This is a genomic window from Ochrobactrum sp. EDr1-4 (assembly GCF_049199085.1).
Taxonomy (GTDB): Bacteria; Pseudomonadota; Alphaproteobacteria; order Rhizobiales; family Rhizobiaceae; genus Brucella.
In genome coordinates, this window is record NZ_JBLZOF010000003.1 from 588,964 (window position 1) to 611,471 (window position 22,508).

Here is a 22,508-nt window from a genome sequence, read left to right on the forward strand (position 1 = left end):
ATTCCTTACTGTGTCAGTTCAGCTTCGCCCTGCTCGTCAAAGCCAAGGAAGCCGCCCGACTGACGCGCCCATAGTCCAGCATAAATGCCACCGAGCGCTACAAGTTCCTCATGCGTGCCATCTTCAACAATTTGGCCCTTATCCATCACCACGAGACGATCAAGGGCTGCGATGGTCGAAAGACGATGCGCAATCGCGATAACGGTTTTGCCTTCCATCAGCGTGTTGAGGCTGTCCTGAATGGCCGCTTCCACTTCTGAGTCGAGCGCAGAGGTTGCTTCGTCCAAAATGAGGATCGGCGCATCTTTGAGCATCACACGCGCAATCGCGATACGCTGGCGCTGACCACCCGAAAGTTTCACGCCGCGTTCACCGACATGGGCATCCAGTCCGCGCCGACCTTTGGCATCGGTCAGCAAAGGAATGAACTGGTCAGCCTGTGCCAGACGAATAGCTCGCTCAACCATTTCCTCACTCGCATCCGGGCGACCATACATGATGTTCTCACGCACGGAGCGATGTAGCAGCGATGTATCCTGCGTCACCATACCGATACTTGCGCGCAGCGAATCCTGTTTGACTTTGGAGATATCCTGCCCGTCAATCAGGATGCGGCCCTTCTCCAGATCGTAGAAACGCAGCAACAGATTGACCAGCGTGGATTTACCCGCACCGGAACGCCCGACAAGACCGATTTTCTGGCCCGGCTTAATGTCAAGCGACAGGCCTTCGATAACGCCTTTGCCTTTGCCGTAGTGAAAGCCAATCTTATCGAAATCGAGCGCACCTTGGCTTACCTGCAAGACAGGTGCATTCGGAACGTCGACAACTTCATGCGCGCGCGAAATCGTGGTGATGCCATCTTCGACTGTGCCAATATTCTCGAACAGCGCCGACATTTCCCACATGATCCATTGCGACATGCCGTTGAGACGCAACACAAGGCCAATACCAACGGCCACAGCGCCGACAGAAATCGACGAGTTCATCCAGAGATTAATGCCGATCAAACCCACCGCGAAAAGCAGAATGCAATTCGACAGATAGAGCGTGAAGTGGAACATCGTGATCATACGCATCTGGCGATGCACAGTACCCAAAAAGCCATCAAGACTTTCTTTGACGTATGACTCTTCGCGGCTTGAATGCGAGAACAGCTTCACGGTCGCTATGTTGGTATAGCTATCAACAATACGACCCGTCATGGACGACCGCGCATCCGCCTGCTGTTCCGAAATCACCCGCAAGCGCGGAATGAAGAAGCGAAGCAGGATCATGTAAACGCCAAGCCACACCGCAAACGGGATCATCAGAACAATATCGGCTGAGGCTGCGATAAACAGCGTTCCAGCGAAATAGACGATCACGTAATTGAGCACGTCGAGAAGCTTCATCACCGTTTCACGAACGGCGAGCGCTGTCTGCATCAGCTTGGTCGAGATACGTCCGGCAAACTCGTCCTGAAAGAACGACATCGACTGACGGATCAGATAGCGATGCATCAGCCAGCGCACACGCATCGGATAATTGCCGAGCAATGTCTGATGAATGAGCAGCGAATGGATCAGCACCACGCCCGGCAGGATGACCAGCACAACGCCTGCAATCAGCGAAAGCCGCCAGCCTTCATTGCTCAGAAATGTCTCGCGCGACTGGTGCGAAAGCCAGTCGACTATATTGCCCATAAAGGCAAACAGAGACACTTCGATAATTGCAATCAGTGTCGTGAAAATAGCCATGCCGATAATCCACGGCCATGAGCCACGGGTGTAATACATGCAAAAGGCTACGAGCCCGCGCGGTGGTTCACGCGGAGGCTCTTCGGGATAAGCATCGAGTCGTTTTTCAAACCATGTAAACATGGTGTCCCTTTTACGTGCACCCTATAAAATTTGAAAGACAACAACAGGAACAAAAAGGGAATATTTTTGTGATCTGTGAATAAGCCAAATTCGCAACACATAGCTGCGCAGAGATGTGTTGATGCGAGCGTTTCAGCAAAGCTCTACTCTTGCAGCCCACCGATTTGTGGGCTACCCGGCTTGTATGGATCTGCGCATTGCCCTTTACCAGCCTGACATTCCCGGCAACACCGGAACCATTCTGCGCATGGCCGCTTGCCTCGGCTTCGCGGTGGACCTTATCGAGCCTGCGGGCTTCGACGTCTCGGACCGCTCGCTGAAACGCGCCGGCATGGATTATCTCGAACAGGCAGCCCTCACCCGCCACGCCAACTGGCAGCAGTTCAATGACTGGCGTCTTCAGGCAGGCAAGCGACTGGTGCTGCTTTCCACTAAGGCAGCTGTTCCCTACACGACTTATCAGTTTCAGGAGAATGACATTCTTCTGTTTGGGCGGGAGTCTGCCGGTGTTCCAGACAGCATTCAGGACATCGCCGATGCGCGGCTGATCATCCCGATGGTACCGGGTGCGCGCTCCCTCAATCTTGCGGTTTCTGTAGCACTTACAGCAGGCGAAGCTATGCGCCAGCAAAACCTCGAAAGTGATTCTTTTTCAGTCCCATAAGAGAAGAAACGGAATCAGTTCCCGAAGCAGATTTGAATGCGCCGCAATCTTGCCGGCAGCACAGAATAAACAATTCCAATATCCGGCCAGAAAGGTTCTATCTGAAATGAAACCATCGTTCCGCACCCTTACTTTGTCGGCTTCGCTTCTTGCGACCGCACTCGCTGCACCAGCATTCGCGCAGGCTTCCGAGACCATTTCGCCAAAGGTCATGGTCATCACCATGTTTGGCGAAGAAGCAAAGCCATGGCTGGAAGGTGAAAAATTCACGCAGAAGATCAAGCTTGCAGGTCTAAGTCCTGAATATCCCGAAATCGATTGCACGGCGGAAGGCCTCTGCCACATGACCACCGCCATGGGCTTTGCTAATGCCGCAAGTGCGGTTGCTGCCATGGCACTGAGCGATAAGCTTGACCTCAAGCACACCTATTTCCTGATCGCGGGCATTGCAGGCGTTGATCCAAAGCACGGCACACTTGGTTCTGCCCATTGGGCGAAATACGCCGTCGATGCGAACTTGAACCACCGCATTGATATTCGTGAAGCTCCTGAAGGCTGGCCAACAGACTTCTTCGGTCTTGGCGGATCAAAGCCGGGCGAAAAGCCAAAATGGGCAGCAGGCACAGAAGTTTTCGAACTTAACGGTAAGCTTGCCGATTATGCACTGGCAACAACCAAAGGCGTTGAGCTTCTCGACAGCGATGATGCGAAGGAATATCGCAAGCATTACACGCAAGAAGCTGCAACCAGCGCACCAAAAGTAACGATCTGCGACACCGCATCGGCTGACACTTATTGGCACGGCACCAAGCTTGGCGAAGCAACCGAACAGTGGACCAAGCTCTTGACCGAGGGCAAGGGCGAATATTGCACCTCGCAGATGGAAGACAATGCCACGCTGACCGCGCTCAAGCGCGCAGGCGATGCAGGCAAGCTCGACTTCAATCGCGTGGCCCTTCTGCGCACCTCTTCAAACTTTGATCGTCAGGGCAAGGACCAGACCGCAGCGGAATCGCTTGCAGCAAAATCAGGCGGTTTCCCGCTGGCCACAACCAATGCCTATCGCGTTGGCAAGACCTATGCAGACAGCATCATCAAGGATTGGAAGTCGTGGGAACAGGCACCGCAGACTGACGCCAAGTAAGTCGGTAATGCTATAACGACTCAAAAATCAAAGCGCCTTTCGATAATATCGGAAGGCGCTTTTTTTGCGAGCGCATCCCGAAAAGTGTGAAGCGGTTTTCGGATACAGATGCGCGTTATCTCGAAATGGCTAATTTGAATCTGAGTTCAAAGACTTAGCGTCGGAAATTGAATCAGTTCTCTAATCCGAGGTTGGCAAGCGCCGCATTGTGAATTCGATCACATCATCAGGCCGTTCGCACCAGCTCTCGATTTCAGTCCAATAGGCAGCTTTCGGAAAACTCTCGAACCATTCACGTGCCTTATCGCGTGCAGCCTGTCGCGGCAGGGCAAATGTCTCACGGACAAAGCCATCACGCGGGAGTCGACTTTTGTTCGCGCGGCCTTTTTCAAGCTGCTTGCGCAAGCCTTCAAGCGGCGGTTTGGGCGGTGATGCTTTCATGCAATTGCCTCCCTATAGGGAAATTTACGATCCCTTCAGGGATTAAGATAGGCAAGCAACACGCCTATGACGAGTCTTTTCTTGGGGAGAGGAAATTGCCCCTGCCACTCATCTTGTGTTCGCGCTATGCCAGCGCACAGGACTTTGCTAAGTCTCATTTATATAAAACGATGACGATACATTGCGTGAGAGGATACAAAAATGCAGCGCGACGAAATTCCGGCAATCATCCCGCAAGATATCGAAGAGAAAAAACTAGCTGCTCAAAACTGGTTTGAAGAACTGCGCGATCGTATCTGCGCGAGCTTCGAGCAGCTTGAAGACGACTTGCAGGGCCAGCTTTCTGATCAGGAACCAGGCCGCTTTGTCCGCACCCCATGGCAGAAGGATGAAGGCAACGGCGGCGGTGGCGTTATGTCCATTATGCATGGCCGCGTCTTTGAAAAAGTCGGCGTCCACGTCTCGACAGTGCATGGCGAATTCACCCCGGAATTTCGCAAACAAATACCGGGTGCCGAAGAAGACCCGCGCTATTGGGCCAGCGGAATTTCATTGATCGCGCATCCGCAGAACCCGAATGTGCCAGCCGTTCATATGAACACGCGCATGGTCGTGACCTCGCGCCAGTGGTTTGGTGGTGGTGCTGACCTCACCCCTGTACTTGATCGTCGCCGCACGCAGGAAGACCCGGACACGCTGGCCTTCCACAAAGCTTTCCGCTTCATCTGCGAAAAGCACAAAGACATTGTCGATTACCAGCGCCTGAAAGAATGGTGCGACGAATATTTCTTCCTGCCGCATCGCGATGAAGGGCGTGGCATTGGCGGCATCTTCTATGACTGGCTGCATTCATCCGAAGAACAGGGCGGCTGGGACAAGGACTTCGCTTTCACCCGCGATGTGGGTCGTGGCTTCTCTGTCGTCTATCCGCATCTTGTACGCCAGAATTTCAACAAAGACTGGACGCCGCAGGATCGCGAAGAACAGCTTATCCGTCGCGGACGTTATGTGGAGTTCAATCTGCTTTATGATCGTGGTACGATCTTTGGTCTAAAGACTGGCGGCAATGTGAATTCCATTCTCTCGTCCATGCCGCCAGTGGTGAAGTGGCCGTAACATTTATTAAAACAAAGGGCCGGATTTTCCGGCCTTTTCTTTATGCGTTAAACGCTGCGTGATAGCTCACTTCGCCTATTGGTATCTCGCCATTAAAAGACAGGCACTGAAAATACTCGGCCGGTACACCGGGAAGTTTTAGCCTGTCATCTGCCTTAAAGCCAAAGCGTTGATAATAACCTGGATCACCAAGCAGCACGCAGCCCTTGGCTCCCGCCTCTTGCAGTCGCGAAAGCCCATCACGGATCAATGTACTGCCAATCCTCTGGCCATGCCTTTCGGGCGAAACGGATACCGGACCAAGTCCATACCAGCCGAGATCCTCACCGTTGATAAGAACCGGCGAGAAAGCCACATGGCCAACAAGGTCATTATGTTCTTCTGCAACCAGCGACACAGTTAGGGCAGATGCCAAACGAAGCCCATCGACAATATCTGCTTCTTTCTGGTTGCTATGTGGTGCATGCAAAAAGGCCATCTGCGTGAGATTGCGAATAGCTGTCTCGTCGCCCGCTTTCTCGTCTCTCACTAGCATAGGCCTTATGCCTTTGGCTGATTGCGAAGCTTTTCAGCCTGCGCATAGAACTTCTTTTCCCACTCGTTGTGGTTATCCAGCCCTTCTTTGATGAAAGGGGTGAAAATCGCCAAATTCATCAGCGCCCAGTTGACGAAACGCGCCGGGAATTTCAGCGGCTTCACAAAATCCACAAACAGCACCACACGCGTATGCTCGGTGTGGTTCCATGCCTCATGCTCATAGGCATCGTCGAAAATCAGGACCTTGCCTTCCTGCCAATGACAAATCTGCTTATCCACGCGGATGGCAAGCTTATCGGCAGGCTCCGGAACGATCATGCCCATATGCAGGCGCAGCACGCCATTATATGGACCGCGATGCGGCGGCAGATGCTTACCCGGCTCGAAAATCGAAAACATAGCAGTCGTCAGACCCGGAATATGCTGCACAGCATTCCATGTGTTCGGACATGCTTTGACATTCTGCTCAGACTTCACACCGAAGCCCAACAGGAAGAATGTCTTCCAATGGTTGTCAGTCGAGATTGTCTTCACGTCTGACGAAATATCCTGAAACGATGGCAGCTCGCTCTGGCGCAGCAACACCTTTTCCAGTTCCGCACGAATTGCCGGATAGGCCTTCTCAACCTCTGCCGCCCACGGGAATGTCGCATTGTCATAAACGGGCGGATTGCCGAGCTTGGCATATTTCAGATTAAGCCGCTCCGCCCATGCAACGATACCCATGAAGAAACGCGTTACCGCACCCGGACGCTCCATTGGCGCAATGCCTTGCGTGCCGAAATTCTGCTTGGGATCAGAAGAAGCACTCTGCGAAGTCGATGTATCAGGATTGGACATGCCAAGACGCTTTCAAAACAAACTAAAAAACATTCGATCATAAGTTAATGAAACTATGGCTGAATTTTACAAGTCATCAGCCGTTCATTTTATTGCGATCAAGTTTGTCCAGAAGCGTTTCGCGGTCAAGACTAAAACCGGAGTCAATCCATAAAGTTTCGAGGTTGCGCAGCACTTCACCAAGTCCCGGACCTTTTTCAATGCCAAGTTCCAGAAGATCGCTACCCGTCACCGGAAAGACCAGAGGCTCATATTTTTCCGTCATTTCAAGCAGCCGCGAATAGCCGCCAGCACGGATCATCGCGTCGTCGCTGGAGGCCGCTTCCTGACGCGCCGATGCATAAGCAAGCCGGATGCGATCTTGTATCGCCTGCGAACTGCCGCGATAAATAAGTTTCTTCAACGCCTGCTCGGAAGTCTCAGACTTAACAGCGTCCGCCCTCGCCCATGCTTCAAGCCGCGCACGCTCGGCATTCGACATTTTCAGCCGCTTGCCCAGTTCCGTCATGCGTGCCGCATCCGGCGGAACAATGCTTTCAAGCCGCAAAAGCGCATCAACTGGCCAGCCAAGATCGGCTTCCGTGCGCACGAGGCCATGAATGGAATCTATGCCCCATTTTTCGCTTTCCGGCAGAATGGCACTCAGCACGCCCGACTGCCGCATCCAGAGCAGCGAGCGCGAAGGATCAGGTGCGGCCAGAAGCTTTTTAAGTTCCGCCCAGACGCGCTCGGCAGACAGTTGCTCAAGGCCGTCTTTCAGCCGTGCGCTGGCACGCAGGCCTTCCGTTTCAGGTCGCCCTGTTCCATACCACGCAAAGAACCGAAAGAACCGCAAAATGCGCAGATAGTCTTCGCGAATACGTTCTTCCGCATCGCCAATAAAGCGCAGAGTCTTTGTTTCAATATCGGCAAGACCGCCAACATAATCGATCACATCGCCATTGGCCGTTGCATAGAGCGCATTGATGGTAAAATCACGCCGTTCGGCATCCGCTTTCCAGTCGGTTCCAAATGCCACCTTTGCATGACGGCCATCGGTCTCAACGTCCTTACGCAAGGTCGTCACTTCAAATGGCTGACCATGAATAACCACTGTTACAGTGCCATGCTCAATGCCGGTTGGCACAGGCTTAAAACCCGCTTCTTTTGCCAGTCGCACCGTATCTTCGGGTAGATGGGTCGTGGCAAGATCAATATCGCTGACAGCTGTTCCGAGCAGCGTATTGCGAACAGCACCGCCCACCACGCGCACTTCACCACCGTCGCGATTAAAAGCGGCAAAAAGCGCCTGTAATGGCTTTGCATGAAGCCAGCTGGCCTTGTCAGAAATATTCACTGTATCGCTCAACGGTAGAGCCTTTCATAAAGTCCGCGAATGATACCTGCGGTCACGCCCCAGATGAATCGTTCGTGATATGGCATTGCGTAATAAAAGCGTTCCTGACCATTAAACAACCGGCTTTCGCGCCGGTGATTGGCCGGGTTCATCAGGAATGAAAGTGGCACTTCGAAAATATCCGCAACCTCGTCCGGGTTCGGATACACGTCAAAAGGCGTATTGACCACCGCCAGAACCGGGGTAATGGAAAAGCCGCTGCCCGTGAGATAGCGCGGCATATGCCCGATGATCTCCGCCCGATCAGCAATCAGCCCGATTTCCTCATTGGCCTCGCGCAGCGCTGCATTTTCCGCCGTTCCGTCCTCCGGATCTATGGCGCCGCCCGGAAACGCAATCTGGCCGGAATGTTGGCGCAACTTTTCCGTGCGCCGCGTGAGCAGCAGAGTTGCTTCCGGCCCGCGATCCACCACTGGCACCAGCACAGCCGCATCGCGCATTTTCGATGTGACCATAGATTGCGTGAAGTCCGGATTGAGCAAATGATCACCCGTCAGATCGTCATGATCCGGCTTCCAGTGACGTACGCGTTGCGCAAAATCATTCGCGGAAAACAGGCTTTGCACATGCTCATTCATGCAATGCAGCCTCCAGCGCATCCGCAGGCATCATCGGGAAAACCGTTCCATTCGAGCGCACTGCAAACATGGTCACGCCATCAACCTCAATCTCTTCGCCCAATGCCACCAGATCATACATAACCGCACGTCCGACCAGCGCCTCAAGTCGTCCACGCATAGTGATATAGGGTTTAAGACCGCCGCTTTCATCATCAACGACAAAGCGCAACGGATGCTCAGCATCGACTTCGACAACATCACCGACATTGGTGCGGAAAGTCAGTTTCTGTGCCTCACCCTCGCCAGAGACCTGCATTTCAACAGCAATGAAATGCGCGTCCTCCACCCGAATGCCAATTTTTTCCACCGGGGTTACAAGATAGGTTTTACCGTCTTCATCCTTGCGCAACACCGTCGAAAACAGTCGAACAAGCTGCGGGCGGCCAATCGGTGTTCCCATATAGAACCATGTGCCATCGGCAAGGATTTCCATATCCAGATCACCGCAAAACGAAGGGTTCCAGCGCTCAACCGGCGGAATCCCGCGCTCTTTGGTGGCGGGTCCACTGGTAGCATCAGCATGAGCGCGCGCAATCAGCGCTTCCAGTCCGCCCATATTTTCAGCATCGCGTTTTATGCTTTGCGGCGTTTCGTTGCCTTCGGGGGTGATTTTTATCATCCGACTCGGTTATCCCTGTGCGAATGTGATTAAAACTCTTAAAGTCATGAAATAGTCACCGTTTCACGGCTTGTCAGCATATATAGTGATTTAATCGATCACATGCAGGTGCGGATATTTTTGCGAGGTCCTTATGAGCGTAGTTGTTAGCCCCGAAATCGCCAACCCCGACCAGATTGTTGCCGAAGCAGAAGCCGCACTCGCCGACATCGCACGCATAAAGGAAAATGTCGGAACGGTTATCTTCGGGCAGGAAAGCGTCATCGAACGCACGCTCGTCGCAATTCTGGCTGGCGGTCATGCACTGCTCGTCGGTGTTCCCGGCCTTGCCAAAACCAAGCTTGTAGAAACACTCGGAACAGTTCTTGGCCTTTCAGGTCAGCGCATTCAGTTCACGCCTGATCTAATGCCATCCGATATTATCGGCTCGGAAGTGATGGAACAGGATGCAGACGGCCGCCGCTCGTTCCGCTATCTCAAAGGCCCGATCTTCACGCAGCTTCTGATGGCCGACGAAATCAACCGCGCCTCGCCACGTACCCAGTCGGCCCTTTTGCAAGCCATGCAGGAATATCACGTCACCGTCGCCGGTCAGCGCTATGACCTGCCCGCACCGTTTCATGTGCTTGCAACGCAAAATCCACTGGAGCAGGAAGGCACCTATCCACTGCCTGAAGCACAGCTTGATCGCTTTTTGATGCAAATCGACATTCTCTATCCTGAACTCGATGCCGAGCGCCGCATTCTGCTGGAAACAACAGGCGTTACTGAGGCAAAGCCGCATGCGGTTCTGGATGCCGAGCGTCTGCGCCAGATGCAGGCACTGGTGCGCCGTATGCCTGTTTCAGAAAGCGTCGTTGACGCTATTCTCAAGCTCGTGCGTTCTGCACGTCCCGATGCCGATAATGAACATGCAAAGAAACACATCGCATGGGGTCCGGGTCCACGCGCAAGTCAGGCGCTGATGCTCTGTGCGCGTGCGCGTGCGCTTTATGAAGGGCGTCTCGCCCCATCCGTCGATGATGTGAAAGCGCTTGCTGAACCAGTTCTGCAACATCGCATGGCGCTTAATTTTGCAGCGCGTGCGGACGGCATGCATGTGCGTGATGTCATCGCCAATCTGGTGAAGGCTTCTGCCTGATGGTGATTGGCGCAGAAGTTTCATCGGCAGACCGCAAGGATACTTTAGCGCGTGCACGAGCGCGCGCAGCCAGTATCCCCGATCTGCTGGTTGAAGCGCAACGTGTCGTCAACACTGTGATGAATGGCTGGCATGGCCGTCGCAAACGCGGCCCCGGTGAAAACTTCTGGCAGTTCCGGCCCTATGTGCAAGGCGAAACACTGGCCCATATCGATTGGCGGCGCTCAGCGCGTGACGATCATACCTATGTGCGCGACCGCGAATGGGAATCCGCACACACTGTCTGGCTTTGGTGCGATTTCTCACCCTCGATGCTTTATCGCTCGCAGCTGTCAACGGTTTCGAAAGAAGCCCGTTCTCTGGTGCTGACCCTTGCACTGGCCGAACTTCTTTCGCGTTCAGGTGAACGCATTGCTTTCCCATCGCTGTTGCAGCCCTTTTCGGCGCGCAATGGTGCGGAACGCCTAGCAGGCGCATTGATGCATGACACCGCCTCACGCCCTTTACCCGACATTGATCTAATCCGCCGTTTTTCGGAAGTTGTGCTGGTGTCAGATTTTCTTCAACCGCTTGATGAACTGACAACTTTGCTTGACGATCTGGCGAAGCGCGGAGTTCGCGCACATCTTGTGGAAGTGGCCGACCCGGCAGAAGAGACGTTCCCCTATTCGGGACGCACCGAGTTTCGCGACCCTGAAACAGGAACAACGCTTGTTGCAGGCCGAGCTGAAACCTATGCGGAAGACTATCGCCGTCTTTATATCGCACGCCGCGATACGGTGGCCGATTTTTGCCGACGCCTTGGCTGGAGCTTTACCGTGCATCGCACCGACACACCGGCAACGCAGGCTCTGTCGCTATTGCATGATGCTTTAAGTGTATCCTCTTCAGGAGGTGCGCGCTGATGAATTTCCTGCCGCTCGCTTTTAGCTCACCACTTATTCTCGCAGGTCTTCTTGCGCTACCGGTCATCTGGTGGCTGCTACGCATGACGCCGCCGCGCCCGCAGGAAGAAACCTTCCCGCCATTGCGCATTCTGGCACAGGTTTTCAAACGCGAAGAAGTGCCGTCGAAAAGCCCATGGTGGATGACGCTGCTTCGTCTGCTGATTGCAGCGCTCGTCATTCTCGCGCTTGCTTCGCCCATCTGGAATCCGCGTCCCCTCGCCCTTTCCGGCAATGAACCGCTGGCCATCGTCATTGATAATGGCTGGGCATCGGCAGAAGACTGGCCGCAACGCGTAACGGCTGCGGAAAAACTAATTGCCGATGCGGAAGGCACCAACGCACAGATTTACGTACTTGGCACCGCAGAACCAGCCAATGCCGAGATTGGCCCTTATGATGCCAGCCGCGCATTAGAACGCTTGCAAGCCCTGCAGCCGCGCCCAATCCCCGTTGATCGCAAAGTGGCATTGGATCGCCTCGCATCGACAGTGCCACAAGGCGAAAAAATTCGGCTGGCTTTCATGAATGATGGCCTGTCGCAGCCGACTGACAACGATGCTTTCGCAAAGCTTGATCAGGATGGTCGCTTGGCCTCAGTTCTCTGGTATGCGGCTGATCTTGACCGCGTTGTGGCGCTGACCAGCATCGACAACAAAGTCGACAGCCTCGAAGCAAAAGCAATCCGTCCGGAAGGCATAACCATGCCGCGCACGCTGACGGCCTCTGCCTTTGACGACAAAGGACGTCGCATTGCGGAAGCGCCACTCTCTTTCGCCGTTGGCAGCACAGAAGCGACAGCGCGCTTTAATCTGCCGGTCGAATTGCGCAATGACTTCCGCGTCATCCGCATTGACGGCATCCAGCAGGCCGGAGCCACACGTCTGATTGATGCAGGATCAGAGCGCCGCACCATCGGCCTTCTTGCCAGTGGCGATGGCGATCTCGCACAGCCACTTTTGTCGCCGCTGCATTATATTTCGCGTGCGCTCTCGCCTTATGCAAACCTGATCGAACCACGTTCCGCAGACCTGATGAAGACTGTGCCGGAACTGCTAGATGCGAAGCCCTCCGTCCTGATCATGGCCGATATCGGCACCTTGCCAAAGCCTGTTGAAGAACAGCTTTCCAAATGGGTTGAAGATGGCGGCACACTGGTTCGCTTTGCCGGACCACGCCTCGCCGGTGCCGGTGAAAATGATCCGCTTTTGCCGGTGCGTCTGCGCAAAGGTGAACGCGCTTTGGGCGGAACACTATCATGGTCCGAGCCGCAAAAGCTTCGTTCATTTTCAGACAAAGGCCCATTTGCGGGGCTGACGGTCCCGGATGATGTGACAGTCACACGACAGGTTCTGGCGGAGCCATCTTTCGATCTCAACGACAAGGCTTATGCCACGCTTGCCGATGGTACGCCGCTTGTAACAGGCGAAAGCCAAGGCCGGGGCAATGTGGTTCTCTTCCACAGCTCGCCCGATGCCACATGGTCGAGCTTGCCGATTTCCGGTTCCTTTGTCGAAATGCTGCGCCGCATCGTGTCGCTGTCGCAGCGCACCAATGCGCAAGGCGACCAGCAATCCGTTTCACTGCCACCTTACCAGCTTCTTTCTGCCTCTGGCGAACTCACACCGCCCTCGTCGGAAGCAAAGCCTATCGTCGTGGAAAAAGACAAACTGCCCGATGTCAGCATCAACACACCGCCCGGCTTTTACGGCAATGAAGACGGTTTGAAAGCGCTCAACATTTTTGAGGGAAGCAACATCAAACTGCTGCCAATGACCCCACCCGCTCTTTCTGTTGGATTAACGCCCGCATTCTATGGTGCAGACCAATCCATTTCGCTGCGCGGTCCGTTCTTTGCAATTGCCGCAATGCTTCTGGCGCTCGACACATTGCTGATGCTCTGGCTGCGTGGCGTGTTCCGTCGTCGCATGAAAATCCGCTCGAAAATTGCAGGTATCGCCATTCTGGTCGCTGCCGCTTCTGCTATCAGCCTGATACCCGTTTCCGTGCCTTACGCCCAGGCGCAACAGGTGCACGATGATAGCAAACCCGGCGATGAAGCCATTATCAATTCCGTCTCGCAAACCCACCTCGCCTATATCATCACCGGCAATGCCGCGACCGATGACATAAGCAAAGCAGGTCTGCGCGGGCTGACTTTTGCGCTTAGCGATAAAACCGCACTAGAGCCGGGTGATCCGATTGGTGTAGACCCCGCAAAAGACGAACTGGCCTTCTACCCGCTGATTTATTGGCCGATTGACCCGGATGCGCCAATGCCGACGCCAGAGGCAATCGCTAAGGTTGACGCCTATATGCAGCAAGGTGGAACCGTGCTTTTTGATACGCGCGACCAGCTGCAGGCAGGCGCAAGCCTTGATGCATCTGCCTCGCCTGCCAATCAGCGTCTGCGTACAATTCTCGACGGAATGAATGTGCCGCCGCTTGAGCCAGTTCCCGACGATCATGTGCTGACCAAGTCTTTCTTCATCATGCCGAATTTTCCCGGCCGCTATGAAGGAAGCCCGCTCTGGGTTGAGGCAACCGCAGCGACCGATGCAGCGCGGGACAGGCCAGTGCGCACGGGCGACGGTGTTTCGCCGATCATGATAACCGCCAATGATTTTGCGGGCGCTTGGGCCGTGGATGAACAGGGCAATCCGATGTTGCCAACCGTGCCCAATGATCCGATGCAGCGCATCTATGCCATTCGTGGCGGCGTGAATATCGTCATGTATATGCTCACCGGCAATTACAAATCTGATCAGGTCCATGTTCCCGACCTGCTAGAGCGGTTGGGGAATTAATATGAATGTAGAACTTGAACCCTTCCTCTCATTGCCATGGCTGATCGGCATACTGGCACCGCTGGCGCTACTCGTTCTGGCGACAATCGCGCTGCGTATGCGCGGCGGAATTATTCGTGGCCTTGCAGCCATTGCCCTTGCGCTGGCATTGCTTAATCCGGTCATCGTCAGCGAAGAACGCGAACCGCTGAAAAGCGTCGTGGCGCTAGTGGTTGATCGCAGCCAGAGTCAGCAACTCGGCGAACGCCGCGCTGATACAGATGCATCCCTTAAATCCGTGCGGGATCAGCTTGCTACGATGCCACAGTTTGAAACGCGTGTGGTGGAAGCAGCAGAACCCGGCGAAAACGACAATGGCTATGCAACGCGGCTCTTCGGTCCGCTTGCACGCACATTGCTGGATGTTCCGCCGTCGCGCGTTGCAGGCGCCATTATGATCACCGATGGTCAGGTGCATGACATTCCGACCAGCGCAAACGCTCTCGGCTTTGACGCACCTGTTCATGCGCTTATCACCGGCAAGCCGAATGAGTTCGACCGCCGCATCAAGTTCAATAAGGCGCCGCGCTACGGCATCAGTGACAAACCGTTGGAAATGTCCTTCACTGTCATTGATGAAGGCAAAAGCTTAGGACAGTCCGCCCCCGTCGAAATCCGCGTTAATGGCGAAAAGGTCAGCGAAGAACAGGCAAAAGTTGGGCAGGAAACGCCGGTCACGATTGAACTGCCGCGCGCTGGCGTCAATATTGTTGAGATCACCACGCCAACACTTCCCGGCGAAGTGACCGGTGCTAACAACCGCGCCGTTGCAACAATCGATGGCATTCGTGAAAACCTCCGCGTGCTGCTGGTTTCAGGCGAGCCGCATAATGGCGAGCGCACATGGCGCAATCTGCTGAAATCCGATGCCGCCGTGGATCTTGTGCACTTCACTATTTTGCGCCCACCCGAAAAACAGGATGGTACACCAATCAACGAATTGTCGCTGATTGCTTTCCCAACGCGCGAGCTTTTCGTCGATAAGGTCAATGAGTTCGATCTCATCATTCTTGATCGCTACCAACACCGCGATGTGCTGCCGCTGCTCTATTATGATTACATTGCGCAATATGTTGAAAATGGCGGCGCGCTGCTGGTGGCAGCAGGTCCGGAATATGCAAGCGATATGTCAATCGCCCGCACCCCGCTTTATAGCGCCCTTCCTGCAATGCCGACCGGAACGATAACGGAAAAGGCTTTTTATCCGCGCCTGACCGACCTCGGAAAGCGTCACCCGGTAACACGCGGTCTTGATGGCAGCGATCAGGAGCCACCGCATTGGAGCCGCTGGTTCCGTACCATCGACATTGACCAACCGCGTGGCGAAACCGTCATGAACGGCGCGGACGGCAAGCCGCTTCTGGTGCTCGACCGAGTCGGCAAAGGCCGCGTTGGTATGTTCCTATCCGATCAGGGCTGGCTCTGGGCACGTGGATTTGAAGGCGGTGGTCCCTATGCCTCGCTTTATCGCCGCATCGCACACTGGCTGATGCAGGAGCCGGAACTGGAAGAAGAAGCGCTGACCGCTGGCGGCAATGGCCGCACGCTCGCAATTCATCGTCAGACCATGGGCGACAATCCCGGTCAGGCAACTGTCACCACACCATCGGGCAAGGAATTGCAGGTCAACCTTACACAGGGCAAACCCGGCCTGTTCGACGGCACATTGCAAACCGATGAGATCGGTATTTTCCGTGTGAAGAATGGTGATCTGGAAACACTTGCCCATGTGGGACCAGTGGATGCGCCTGAATTTTCAGACAGCATATCAACCACTGAACGCCTGCAACCACTGGCAGATGTCACCGGCGGCTCGGTCCATCGCGTGCATGAGAGTGCGGAAAGTTCAGTTCAGGTCCCAGCCATCACTGCTGTTGCGGCTGGCCGCACGGCAAGCGGTAGCGACTGGATTGGATTGCGCGAAACATCAGACACGCAGCTTAAAAGCGTCAATCGTCTGCCATTGTTTTCAGGATTGTTTGCGCTCGCCGCCCTGCTCTTTATCTTTGGCGGAATGTGGTATCGCGAGGGACGGTAAACCGACCCCTCGCTTTCCCCTCTTTTTAACTCTCAAACTCTGTTTGCGTGCTGAACAACACCGCTCACACCATTGAGCGCATTTGGCGCAATCTCGCAGGCAAGCATCCGCCTCGGATCGACCGGCGCTGGCATAATCATCGAACCCGGCTGCACCATTTTAAAGCCGAAAGGTGCATAATAAGGCTCGTCACCCACCAGAACGATCAGCTTATGACCGGCTTTTTCGGCCGCCTCAATCGACATGCGCATCAGCTTGCCGCCGATGCCCCGCTTCTTCCACTCAGGCCGCACAGCCAAAGGTCCGAGCAACAAAGCTGGTGTCTTGCCAACCATAACCGGCGTCTGACGAACTGAACCAACCACGATACCGCCCATCAGCGCCACAAATGACAGATCGAGATCATGTGGGCCACCTTCACGAATGAAATGTGCCGCTTTGGTAAAACGGGCAGGACCAAAAGCCTCGGCATTGATCGCTTCGATCTCGATATCGTGCGCCGGGTTTTCCTGTGCGTAGGTCAGTTCAAGTTGCTGCATGGTGGATTTGCCTGAAGAGAGAGCTGGTGGCCATAAAAGCCCAATGGAATGCAATCTGCGCAGTTTGAGCGCAGTTCTAACTTTCATCGTCGGATGAAGCGCATTCCGGTCATTGTTCTCTCCAGTGCGGCGTGATTTGACGATACCGCAATTTGACAGTTGCCTAACACCAAATTGATCACAGGTAAAACAAAATCTTTCAAAACGGCGGTGCAAACTTATCTTTTTGGCACCGTTACGCACTGTTCACGCCTTGATAGGCTGTCAAACGGCAGTTTTGGCGCTATTTTCCTTATCAAAAGGAGAAATCACATGGGACTTCTGGTTGACGGCAAATGGCAGGATGTCTGGTATGACACGAAAGCCACCAAAGGCCGTTTCGAGCGCTCAAAATCACAGTTCAGAAACTGGGTCACAGCAGATGGAAGCGCAGGCCCGAGCGGCGAAAGCGGCTTTAAAGCCGAAGCTGGCCGCTATCATCTTTACGTCTCCTATGCCTGCCCTTGGGCGCACAGAACCCTGATTTTCCGCGCTTTGAAAAAGCTCGAAGACGTCATTTCTGTTTCAGTGGTCGATGCGCTGATGGTTGAAGAAGGCTGGACCTTCTATGGCACCACTGGCAGCACGGGTGACGCGCTTTATGGCGCGGAACGTCTGCACGAGATCTACACGAAAGCTGATCCGCATTATTCTGGCCGCGTGACCGTTCCGGTTTTGTGGGACAAGCAGCGCGAAACCATCGTTTCAAATGAATCGTCTGAAATCATTCGCATGTTGAACAGTGCTTTTGACCAATTCGGCGATGCATCGCTTGATTTCTATCCGGAAGATCTACGCAGCGAAATCGATGCGCTCAACGATTTCATCTATCCAAACATCAACAATGGCGTCTATCGCGCTGGCTTTGCCACCGAACAAGACGCCTATGAAGAAGCCTTCGGGCAGGTATTTAACGCGTTAGACAAGCTGGAAGATACGCTCTCAAAGAACCGCTATCTGACAGGTTCAAACCTCACCGAGGCCGATTGGCGTTTGTTTACCACACTCGTGCGCTTTGATCCCGTCTATGTCGGGCATTTCAAATGTAATTTACGCCGGATCGCCGATTATCCAAACCTTTGGAACTACACGCGTGAACTTTATCAGGTTCCCGGTGTGGCAGAGACGGTGAATATGGAGCACATCAAGGGCCATTATTACCGCAGCCATAAGACGATCAACCCGACGGGTGTCGTTCCGCTCGGGCCTGAGATCGACTTTGCCGCACCGCATGACCGGGACCGGTTTGACGACTGAGCCTTTTCTGCAACAGTCCTTTCAGAACATCTTTGTTTTCTAAAATCTTGAGCGCCTCTTTGATCCTGATCAATGGGGCGCTTTGCTGTGCGGTCCAGAGTGCGCGCATCACTACCCCAGACTACCGGGATCAAGACTTTGAGACTAAGAATTTAGGAGAGACTGATGAACCGCTTTGCCAAAGGGCTTCTCGCAGCAACAGCACTGACATTCGCCGCACCTGCAGCCTTCGCTGCTGACGCGATTGTCGCCCAGCCCGCGACCGAAATCGTTGCCGTTCCGCAGGCGCTGTCGCCATGGCAGATCCGCGTGCGCGCACTCGGCGTCGTCGCTGAAAACAAGGGCTACGTAAACGGCGTTGATGGTTCCGGTCTCGATTACTCGGAGTCGATCACGCCAGAACTCGACATCACCTACTACTTCACCGATAACCTAGCGGCTGAACTCATCCTCGGCACCACCTATGCCAATATCAACGGCACAGGCTCAATCGAAGGTCTCGGCAAAGTCGGTAAAGTCTGGATGCTGCCGCCAACGCTGACCATGCAGTATCACTTCACCAACTTCGGTGCTTTCAAGCCTTATGTCGGTGCAGGCGTGAACTACACGATTTTCTACAATCAGGATGCAGCAGGCGTTGATTATCTGAAAGTGAAGAACACCTTTGGCGGCGCGCTTCAGGTCGGCTTCGACTACATGCTTGATGAACATTGGGGTATCAACTTCGACGTGAAGAAGCTGTTCCTCGAACCAAAATTCGACGCAACACTGGCTGATGGCGTTACACAGGTTAGCGGCAAGGCCAAACTCAACCCTTGGCTGATCGGTACAGGTATCACCTACCGCTTCTAAGCATCGATAAGGGCGCGAAAGCGCCCTTTTCTTTACCAGTTTGCAAGCGGCTCCAGATCATGCAGCGCCTCTTGCAAGCGACGTTTGGTGGAAGGCGTTGTTCCTTCCGGCAATTTATCAAGCGGGAAGAAGCCAGCTTCGGCTATTTCCCTGTCACGCTGCTTTGGTCCGGTCTGCTCGAAAGCCCGACAGACATAAAGTGCCACATGATCCCGTTTTGACGCATGCGCATTCTTATAAAGCGCAAAAAGCTCAGGCCGTCCCGTCAGGCGGATATTGCCCTCCTCACGCAGCTCTTTCTCCAGCGCCTGTCCGAATGTTTCACCGCTATCGACGCCGCCGCCTGGTAATTGCCAGCCCGGAACATAGGTATGCTTCACCAGAAAAACGGAATTGTTCTTTTCATCAATCACAATTGCCCTGACACCAAGCGTCATCGGGCGCCGCAATAGAAAATAAGTATGAAATATAAAATGGCGGAAGCGCATACCGTCAATCCTGAGCAAATGTCCTGCACGCATCATTGCTACAAAGACATCAACAAAAAGTCGCTAAACACGGTTTCGATTTAAAAAATAATACAGTACACCGAAACTATGTTTCGCCTCACCCATATTTCAGACATCCACCTGTCGCCGCTGCCCCGCATTCGCTATCGCGAGCTGGCATCAAAGCGTATCACCGGCTACATCAACTGGATGCGCAATCGCAAAGGCGCGATGCATGGGACAGTTCTGGACAATCTCATTGCCGATATGCTGACCCAGAACCCCGATCATATTGCCGTAACAGGCGATCTGGTCAATCTGGCACTCAATCTCGAAATCGACGTTGCGCATGACTGGCTGCTGAAACTCGGAGACCCAAACAATGTTTCGGTCGTCCCCGGCAACCATGATGCCTATGTACCCGGTGCGCTGGATAAATCCTGCCGCAAATGGGAGCCATGGATGCGCGGCGATGGCGTGGATAACCACGGCCAGCGACCTCTGTTCCCTTATATGCGTGAACGCGGACCCGTAGCGATGATCGGTGTCTCATCTGCGCGCGCGACAGCGCCTTTCATGGCGAGCGGCGATTTCCGCTCGGCACAGGCCAAACGTCTTGCGCTTGCACTTGATGAAGCGGGTTCACGCGGACTATTCCGCGTTGTGATGATCCATCATCCGCCGATCCATGGGGCGACACCTGCACATAAGCGGCTCTATGGCATACGCAGGTTTCAAAAGGTTATTCAGAAGCATGGTGCCGAACTGGTCATCCATGGCCACACGCATCTTGCAACGCGATACGACATTGAAGGGCTAAACGGCAAAGTGCCGGTCATCTGTGTGCCGTCGGCCAGCCAGAACTTTGGTGGGCATAAACCACCTGCACGTTATAACATCTTCAACATCGACCGGAAGCCGGAAGGCGGTTGGTCATGCCAGTGGGAACAGCACGGCATTGAAGATGCGAGCGAACGCATCATCAAAATTTCAGAGCAGAAATTATATTAGAGCGCCGTGGGCCTAAATTGGCCCACAAAGGCCGCTCTAACACTGTAAATACAAAAGGCGGCATTTCTGCCGCCTTTTCTTTGATCACTTACCAACCACCCGGTTGGCCGCCGAAACAATTGCTTCGAGCGAAGCGCTCACGATATTGTCGTTGATACCAGCACCGAACAATTTGCCGTCTGGATAGGCGACTTCAACATAGGAAATAGCGGCTGCATCCGAACCCTGCTTCAGCGAATGCTCGGAATAATCGATAACCGACATCTTCACGCCGAGATATTTCGACAGCGCATCGATGAAACCATCAATAGGGCCGGTACCCTTGCCTTCAATATTCTTGGTCACGCCATTATCAGTAATTTCAGCGGTCAGAATACGACGACCCTTCTGATCAGGATCAGGATAGGTATGATGATCGACAAACTTGATGCGGCCTTCCGCCTGTTCCACATAGAGCTTCTGAAACTCTTCATGAATGCGCTTTGACGGCAGTTCCTTGCCTTCGTCATCCGTGATGTTCTGGATGATTTCGCGGAACTCGACCTGCAGATTGCGCGGCAGGTTCAAGCCGTAATCAGCCTGCAGTATATAGGCGATACCGCCCTTACCCGACTGCGAATTGATGCGGATGATCGCTTCATAGGAACGGCCAACATCCTGCGGATCGATTGGCAGATAAGGCACTTCCCAAACAGGAGAATTGGCGGTCTTGCGAACCTTCATGCCCTTGTTAATCGCATCCTGATGCGAACCGGAGAAAGCCGTATAGACCAGCTCACCCACATAAGGATGACGCTCGGCAATCTTCAACTGGTTTGAATATTCATAGACATCCTTCATGCGATTGATGTCACGGCAATCCAACTCGGGGTCGATGCCCTGCGTGTACATGTTGAGCGCCAGCGTCACCACGTCCACATTGCCAGTGCGCTCGCCATTGCCAAACAACGTGCCTTCAACGCGGTCAGCACCAGCCATCAGTCCCAATTCGGTTGCAGCAATGCCGGTACCACGATCATTATGCGGATGCAGCGAAATGATCAGGTTTTCGCGATTATCGAGATTACGGCACATCCATTCAATCTGGTCGGCATAAACATTTGGTGTGTTCATTTCGACAGTCGATGGCAAGTTCAGGATAAGCTTGTTTTCCGCAGTCGGCTTAACAATCTCCGTCACCGCATTGCAGATTTCCAACGCCACATCCAGCTCTGTACCGGTGAAGCTTTCCGGCGAATACTGGAAGCGGTAACCGCCACCAGCCTTGGAAGCCATGTCCATGATCATCTTGGCGGCATCGGTCGCAATCTGCTTGATGCCCTTGACGTCTTTGTTAAACACCACTCGGCGCTGCAATTCACTGGTCGAATTGTAGAAGTGAATGATCGGCGTCTTCGCACCTTCCAGCGCTTCAAACGTACGGGTGATCAATTCAGGACGGCACTGCACCAGCACCTGCAAATCAACTTCATCAGGCGTATCGCCCTGCTCGATTGCCCAGCGGCAGAAGTCAAAATCGGTCTGCGAAGCCGATGGGAAACCGATTTCGATTTCCGGGAAACCCATGTCGACCAACAAGCGGAACATACGTTCCTTGCGGTCGTGGCCCATTGGATCGATCAGTGCCTGATTGCCGTCACGCAGATCAACCGAACACCAGATCGGCGCTTTTTCGATGCGCTTTGCTGGCCATGTGCGGTCATCGAGTTTTGGAAACGGGAATGGCGTATATTTTACAGCCGCGTCAGACATGCTCTTGATTGGAGCTTTACGCTGAGCGTCAGAATTTTGGGCGTTCACGTTGTGGTTCATGGTCTTCTCATCCTCCCGGCGTACTGGGCAGTTCTAAACTGCGCACACGACACGGATATCTCGTCTTAAAATTCTAATTCGGATTTTGAGAAAGGAGCATGCGTCAGCGGGACTGTCATCGACCGCCGGACGCTCCTTTCAACGAGCCCGGCGATCGCCGCTAAGGCCGAGGGTAAGAAGCGAGTTTAGAACGCAAACGTTCACGCGCGCGCTGAAAGCGACGGCGGAATGTTCCAAAGATGTTGCGTTCTTCATAACCATGTCGATGCTTTTACACGCGGGGTTTCAAACGCGCAAGACGG

20 protein-coding genes are annotated in these 22,508 nt (G+C 53.9%); 10 read left to right on the top strand and 10 right to left on the bottom strand.

Annotated elements, in window-relative coordinates; all coding sequences use genetic code 11:
• Positions 1-5: 5 nt before the first annotated feature.
• On the bottom strand, positions 6-1,862 hold the full coding sequence (locus ACOZHT_RS13915) for an ABC transporter ATP-binding protein (RefSeq protein WP_339511507.1): 1,857 nt from the start codon (positions 1,860-1,862) through the stop codon (positions 6-8).
• A 184-nt stretch (positions 1,863-2,046) separates the two neighbouring features.
• On the opposite strand from ACOZHT_RS13915, the gene ACOZHT_RS13920 reads away from it, so the two are divergent.
• Positions 2,047-2,526, top strand: coding sequence for a tRNA (cytidine(34)-2'-O)-methyltransferase (locus ACOZHT_RS13920; RefSeq protein ID WP_339511772.1), 480 nt, complete (start codon positions 2,047-2,049; stop codon positions 2,524-2,526).
• 106 nt (positions 2,527-2,632) lie between these two features.
• Positions 2,633-3,670, top strand: a complete 1,038-nt coding sequence (locus tag ACOZHT_RS13925; RefSeq protein ID WP_421565835.1) for a purine-nucleoside phosphorylase — start codon at positions 2,633-2,635, stop codon at positions 3,668-3,670.
• 180 nt (positions 3,671-3,850) lie between these two features.
• Here the strand turns inward: ACOZHT_RS13925 and ACOZHT_RS13930 are convergent, their stop codons facing one another.
• Entirely contained in the window at positions 3,851-4,111 is a 261-nt protein-coding gene (locus ACOZHT_RS13930) for a hypothetical protein (RefSeq protein ID WP_339511504.1), read from the bottom strand.
• A 201-nt stretch (positions 4,112-4,312) separates the two neighbouring features.
• On the opposite strand from ACOZHT_RS13930, the gene hemF reads away from it, so the two are divergent.
• Positions 4,313-5,227, top strand: a complete 915-nt coding sequence (hemF, locus tag ACOZHT_RS13935; RefSeq protein WP_421565836.1) for an oxygen-dependent coproporphyrinogen oxidase — start codon at positions 4,313-4,315, stop codon at positions 5,225-5,227.
• Positions 5,228-5,267: 40 nt separating this feature from the next.
• On the opposite strand, the gene ACOZHT_RS13940 is transcribed toward hemF, so the two are convergent.
• The 5 genes from ACOZHT_RS13940 to ACOZHT_RS13960 all read right to left on the bottom strand — a co-directional run bounded on the left by ACOZHT_RS13940 (position 5,268) and on the right by ACOZHT_RS13960 (position 9,239).
• Positions 5,268-5,762 carry an N-acetyltransferase gene (locus tag ACOZHT_RS13940; protein ID WP_339511500.1) on the bottom strand — a complete coding sequence of 165 codons (495 nt, stop codon included), beginning with the start codon at positions 5,760-5,762 and terminating at the stop codon, positions 5,268-5,270.
• Between the two features lie 5 nt (positions 5,763-5,767).
• Positions 5,768-6,604, bottom strand: coding sequence for an aspartyl/asparaginyl beta-hydroxylase domain-containing protein (locus tag ACOZHT_RS13945; protein WP_421565837.1), 837 nt, complete (start codon positions 6,602-6,604; stop codon positions 5,768-5,770).
• Positions 6,605-6,680: 76 nt separating this feature from the next.
• Positions 6,681-7,952: a CCA tRNA nucleotidyltransferase gene (locus ACOZHT_RS13950; RefSeq protein WP_339511496.1), complete on the bottom strand. Its 1,272-nt coding sequence runs from the start codon at positions 7,950-7,952 to the stop codon at positions 6,681-6,683.
• Positions 7,949-8,578 (bottom strand): CoA pyrophosphatase, encoded by a 630-nt coding sequence (locus ACOZHT_RS13955; RefSeq protein ID WP_339511494.1) that lies wholly within the window; start codon positions 8,576-8,578, stop codon positions 7,949-7,951. Before ACOZHT_RS13955 ends, ACOZHT_RS13950 begins: the two co-directional genes overlap by 4 nt.
• Complete coding sequence (locus ACOZHT_RS13960) at positions 8,571-9,239, bottom strand: DUF1285 domain-containing protein (protein ID WP_339511492.1); 669 nt, start codon at positions 9,237-9,239, stop codon at positions 8,571-8,573. The genes ACOZHT_RS13955 and ACOZHT_RS13960 overlap by 8 nt, the downstream gene beginning before the upstream one ends.
• 133 nt (positions 9,240-9,372) lie before the next feature.
• Here ACOZHT_RS13960 and ACOZHT_RS13965 point away from each other — a divergent pair, with 133 nt between their 5' ends.
• From ACOZHT_RS13965 to ACOZHT_RS13980, 4 genes are read left to right on the top strand one after another with little or no spacing between them, the layout of a single operon-like run.
• Positions 9,373-10,380 (top strand): MoxR family ATPase, encoded by a 1,008-nt coding sequence (locus ACOZHT_RS13965; protein ID WP_339511490.1) that lies wholly within the window; start codon positions 9,373-9,375, stop codon positions 10,378-10,380.
• Positions 10,380-11,285, top strand: a complete 906-nt coding sequence (locus tag ACOZHT_RS13970) for a DUF58 domain-containing protein (RefSeq protein ID WP_339511488.1) — start codon at positions 10,380-10,382, stop codon at positions 11,283-11,285. The genes ACOZHT_RS13965 and ACOZHT_RS13970 overlap by 1 nt, the downstream gene beginning before the upstream one ends.
• The gene (locus ACOZHT_RS13975; RefSeq protein ID WP_421565838.1) at positions 11,285-14,131 is read left to right on the top strand and encodes a DUF4159 domain-containing protein; all 2,847 of its coding nucleotides are present in this window, start codon (positions 11,285-11,287) and stop codon (positions 14,129-14,131) included. Before ACOZHT_RS13970 ends, ACOZHT_RS13975 begins: the two co-directional genes overlap by 1 nt.
• 1 nt (position 14,132) lies before the next feature.
• The gene (locus ACOZHT_RS13980; protein WP_339511484.1) at positions 14,133-16,208 is read left to right on the top strand and encodes a hypothetical protein; all 2,076 of its coding nucleotides are present in this window, start codon (positions 14,133-14,135) and stop codon (positions 16,206-16,208) included.
• A gap of 32 nt (positions 16,209-16,240) precedes the next feature.
• Here ACOZHT_RS13980 and ACOZHT_RS13985 read toward each other — a convergent pair whose 3' ends face one another.
• Complete coding sequence (locus tag ACOZHT_RS13985; protein WP_339511482.1) at positions 16,241-16,747, bottom strand: N-acetyltransferase; 507 nt, start codon at positions 16,745-16,747, stop codon at positions 16,241-16,243.
• A gap of 312 nt (positions 16,748-17,059) precedes the next feature.
• On the opposite strand from ACOZHT_RS13985, the gene ACOZHT_RS13990 reads away from it, so the two are divergent.
• Complete coding sequence (locus ACOZHT_RS13990; protein WP_339511480.1) at positions 17,060-18,043, top strand: glutathione S-transferase family protein; 984 nt, start codon at positions 17,060-17,062, stop codon at positions 18,041-18,043.
• A 165-nt stretch (positions 18,044-18,208) separates the two neighbouring features.
• The gene (locus ACOZHT_RS13995; protein ID WP_339511478.1) at positions 18,209-18,895 is read left to right on the top strand and encodes an OmpW family protein; all 687 of its coding nucleotides are present in this window, start codon (positions 18,209-18,211) and stop codon (positions 18,893-18,895) included.
• Between the two features lie 32 nt (positions 18,896-18,927).
• Here ACOZHT_RS13995 and ACOZHT_RS14000 read toward each other — a convergent pair whose 3' ends face one another.
• Entirely contained in the window at positions 18,928-19,383 is a 456-nt protein-coding gene (locus tag ACOZHT_RS14000; RefSeq protein ID WP_339511476.1) for an NUDIX domain-containing protein, read from the bottom strand.
• 108 nt (positions 19,384-19,491) lie between these two features.
• On the opposite strand from ACOZHT_RS14000, the gene ACOZHT_RS14005 reads away from it, so the two are divergent.
• Positions 19,492-20,394, top strand: coding sequence for a metallophosphoesterase (locus ACOZHT_RS14005; protein WP_339511474.1), 903 nt, complete (start codon positions 19,492-19,494; stop codon positions 20,392-20,394).
• 84 nt (positions 20,395-20,478) lie between these two features.
• Here the strand turns inward: ACOZHT_RS14005 and leuA are convergent, their stop codons facing one another.
• On the bottom strand, positions 20,479-22,206 hold the full coding sequence (gene leuA / locus ACOZHT_RS14010) for a 2-isopropylmalate synthase (protein ID WP_421565839.1): 1,728 nt from the start codon (positions 22,204-22,206) through the stop codon (positions 20,479-20,481).
• Positions 22,207-22,508 lie beyond the last annotated feature (302 nt).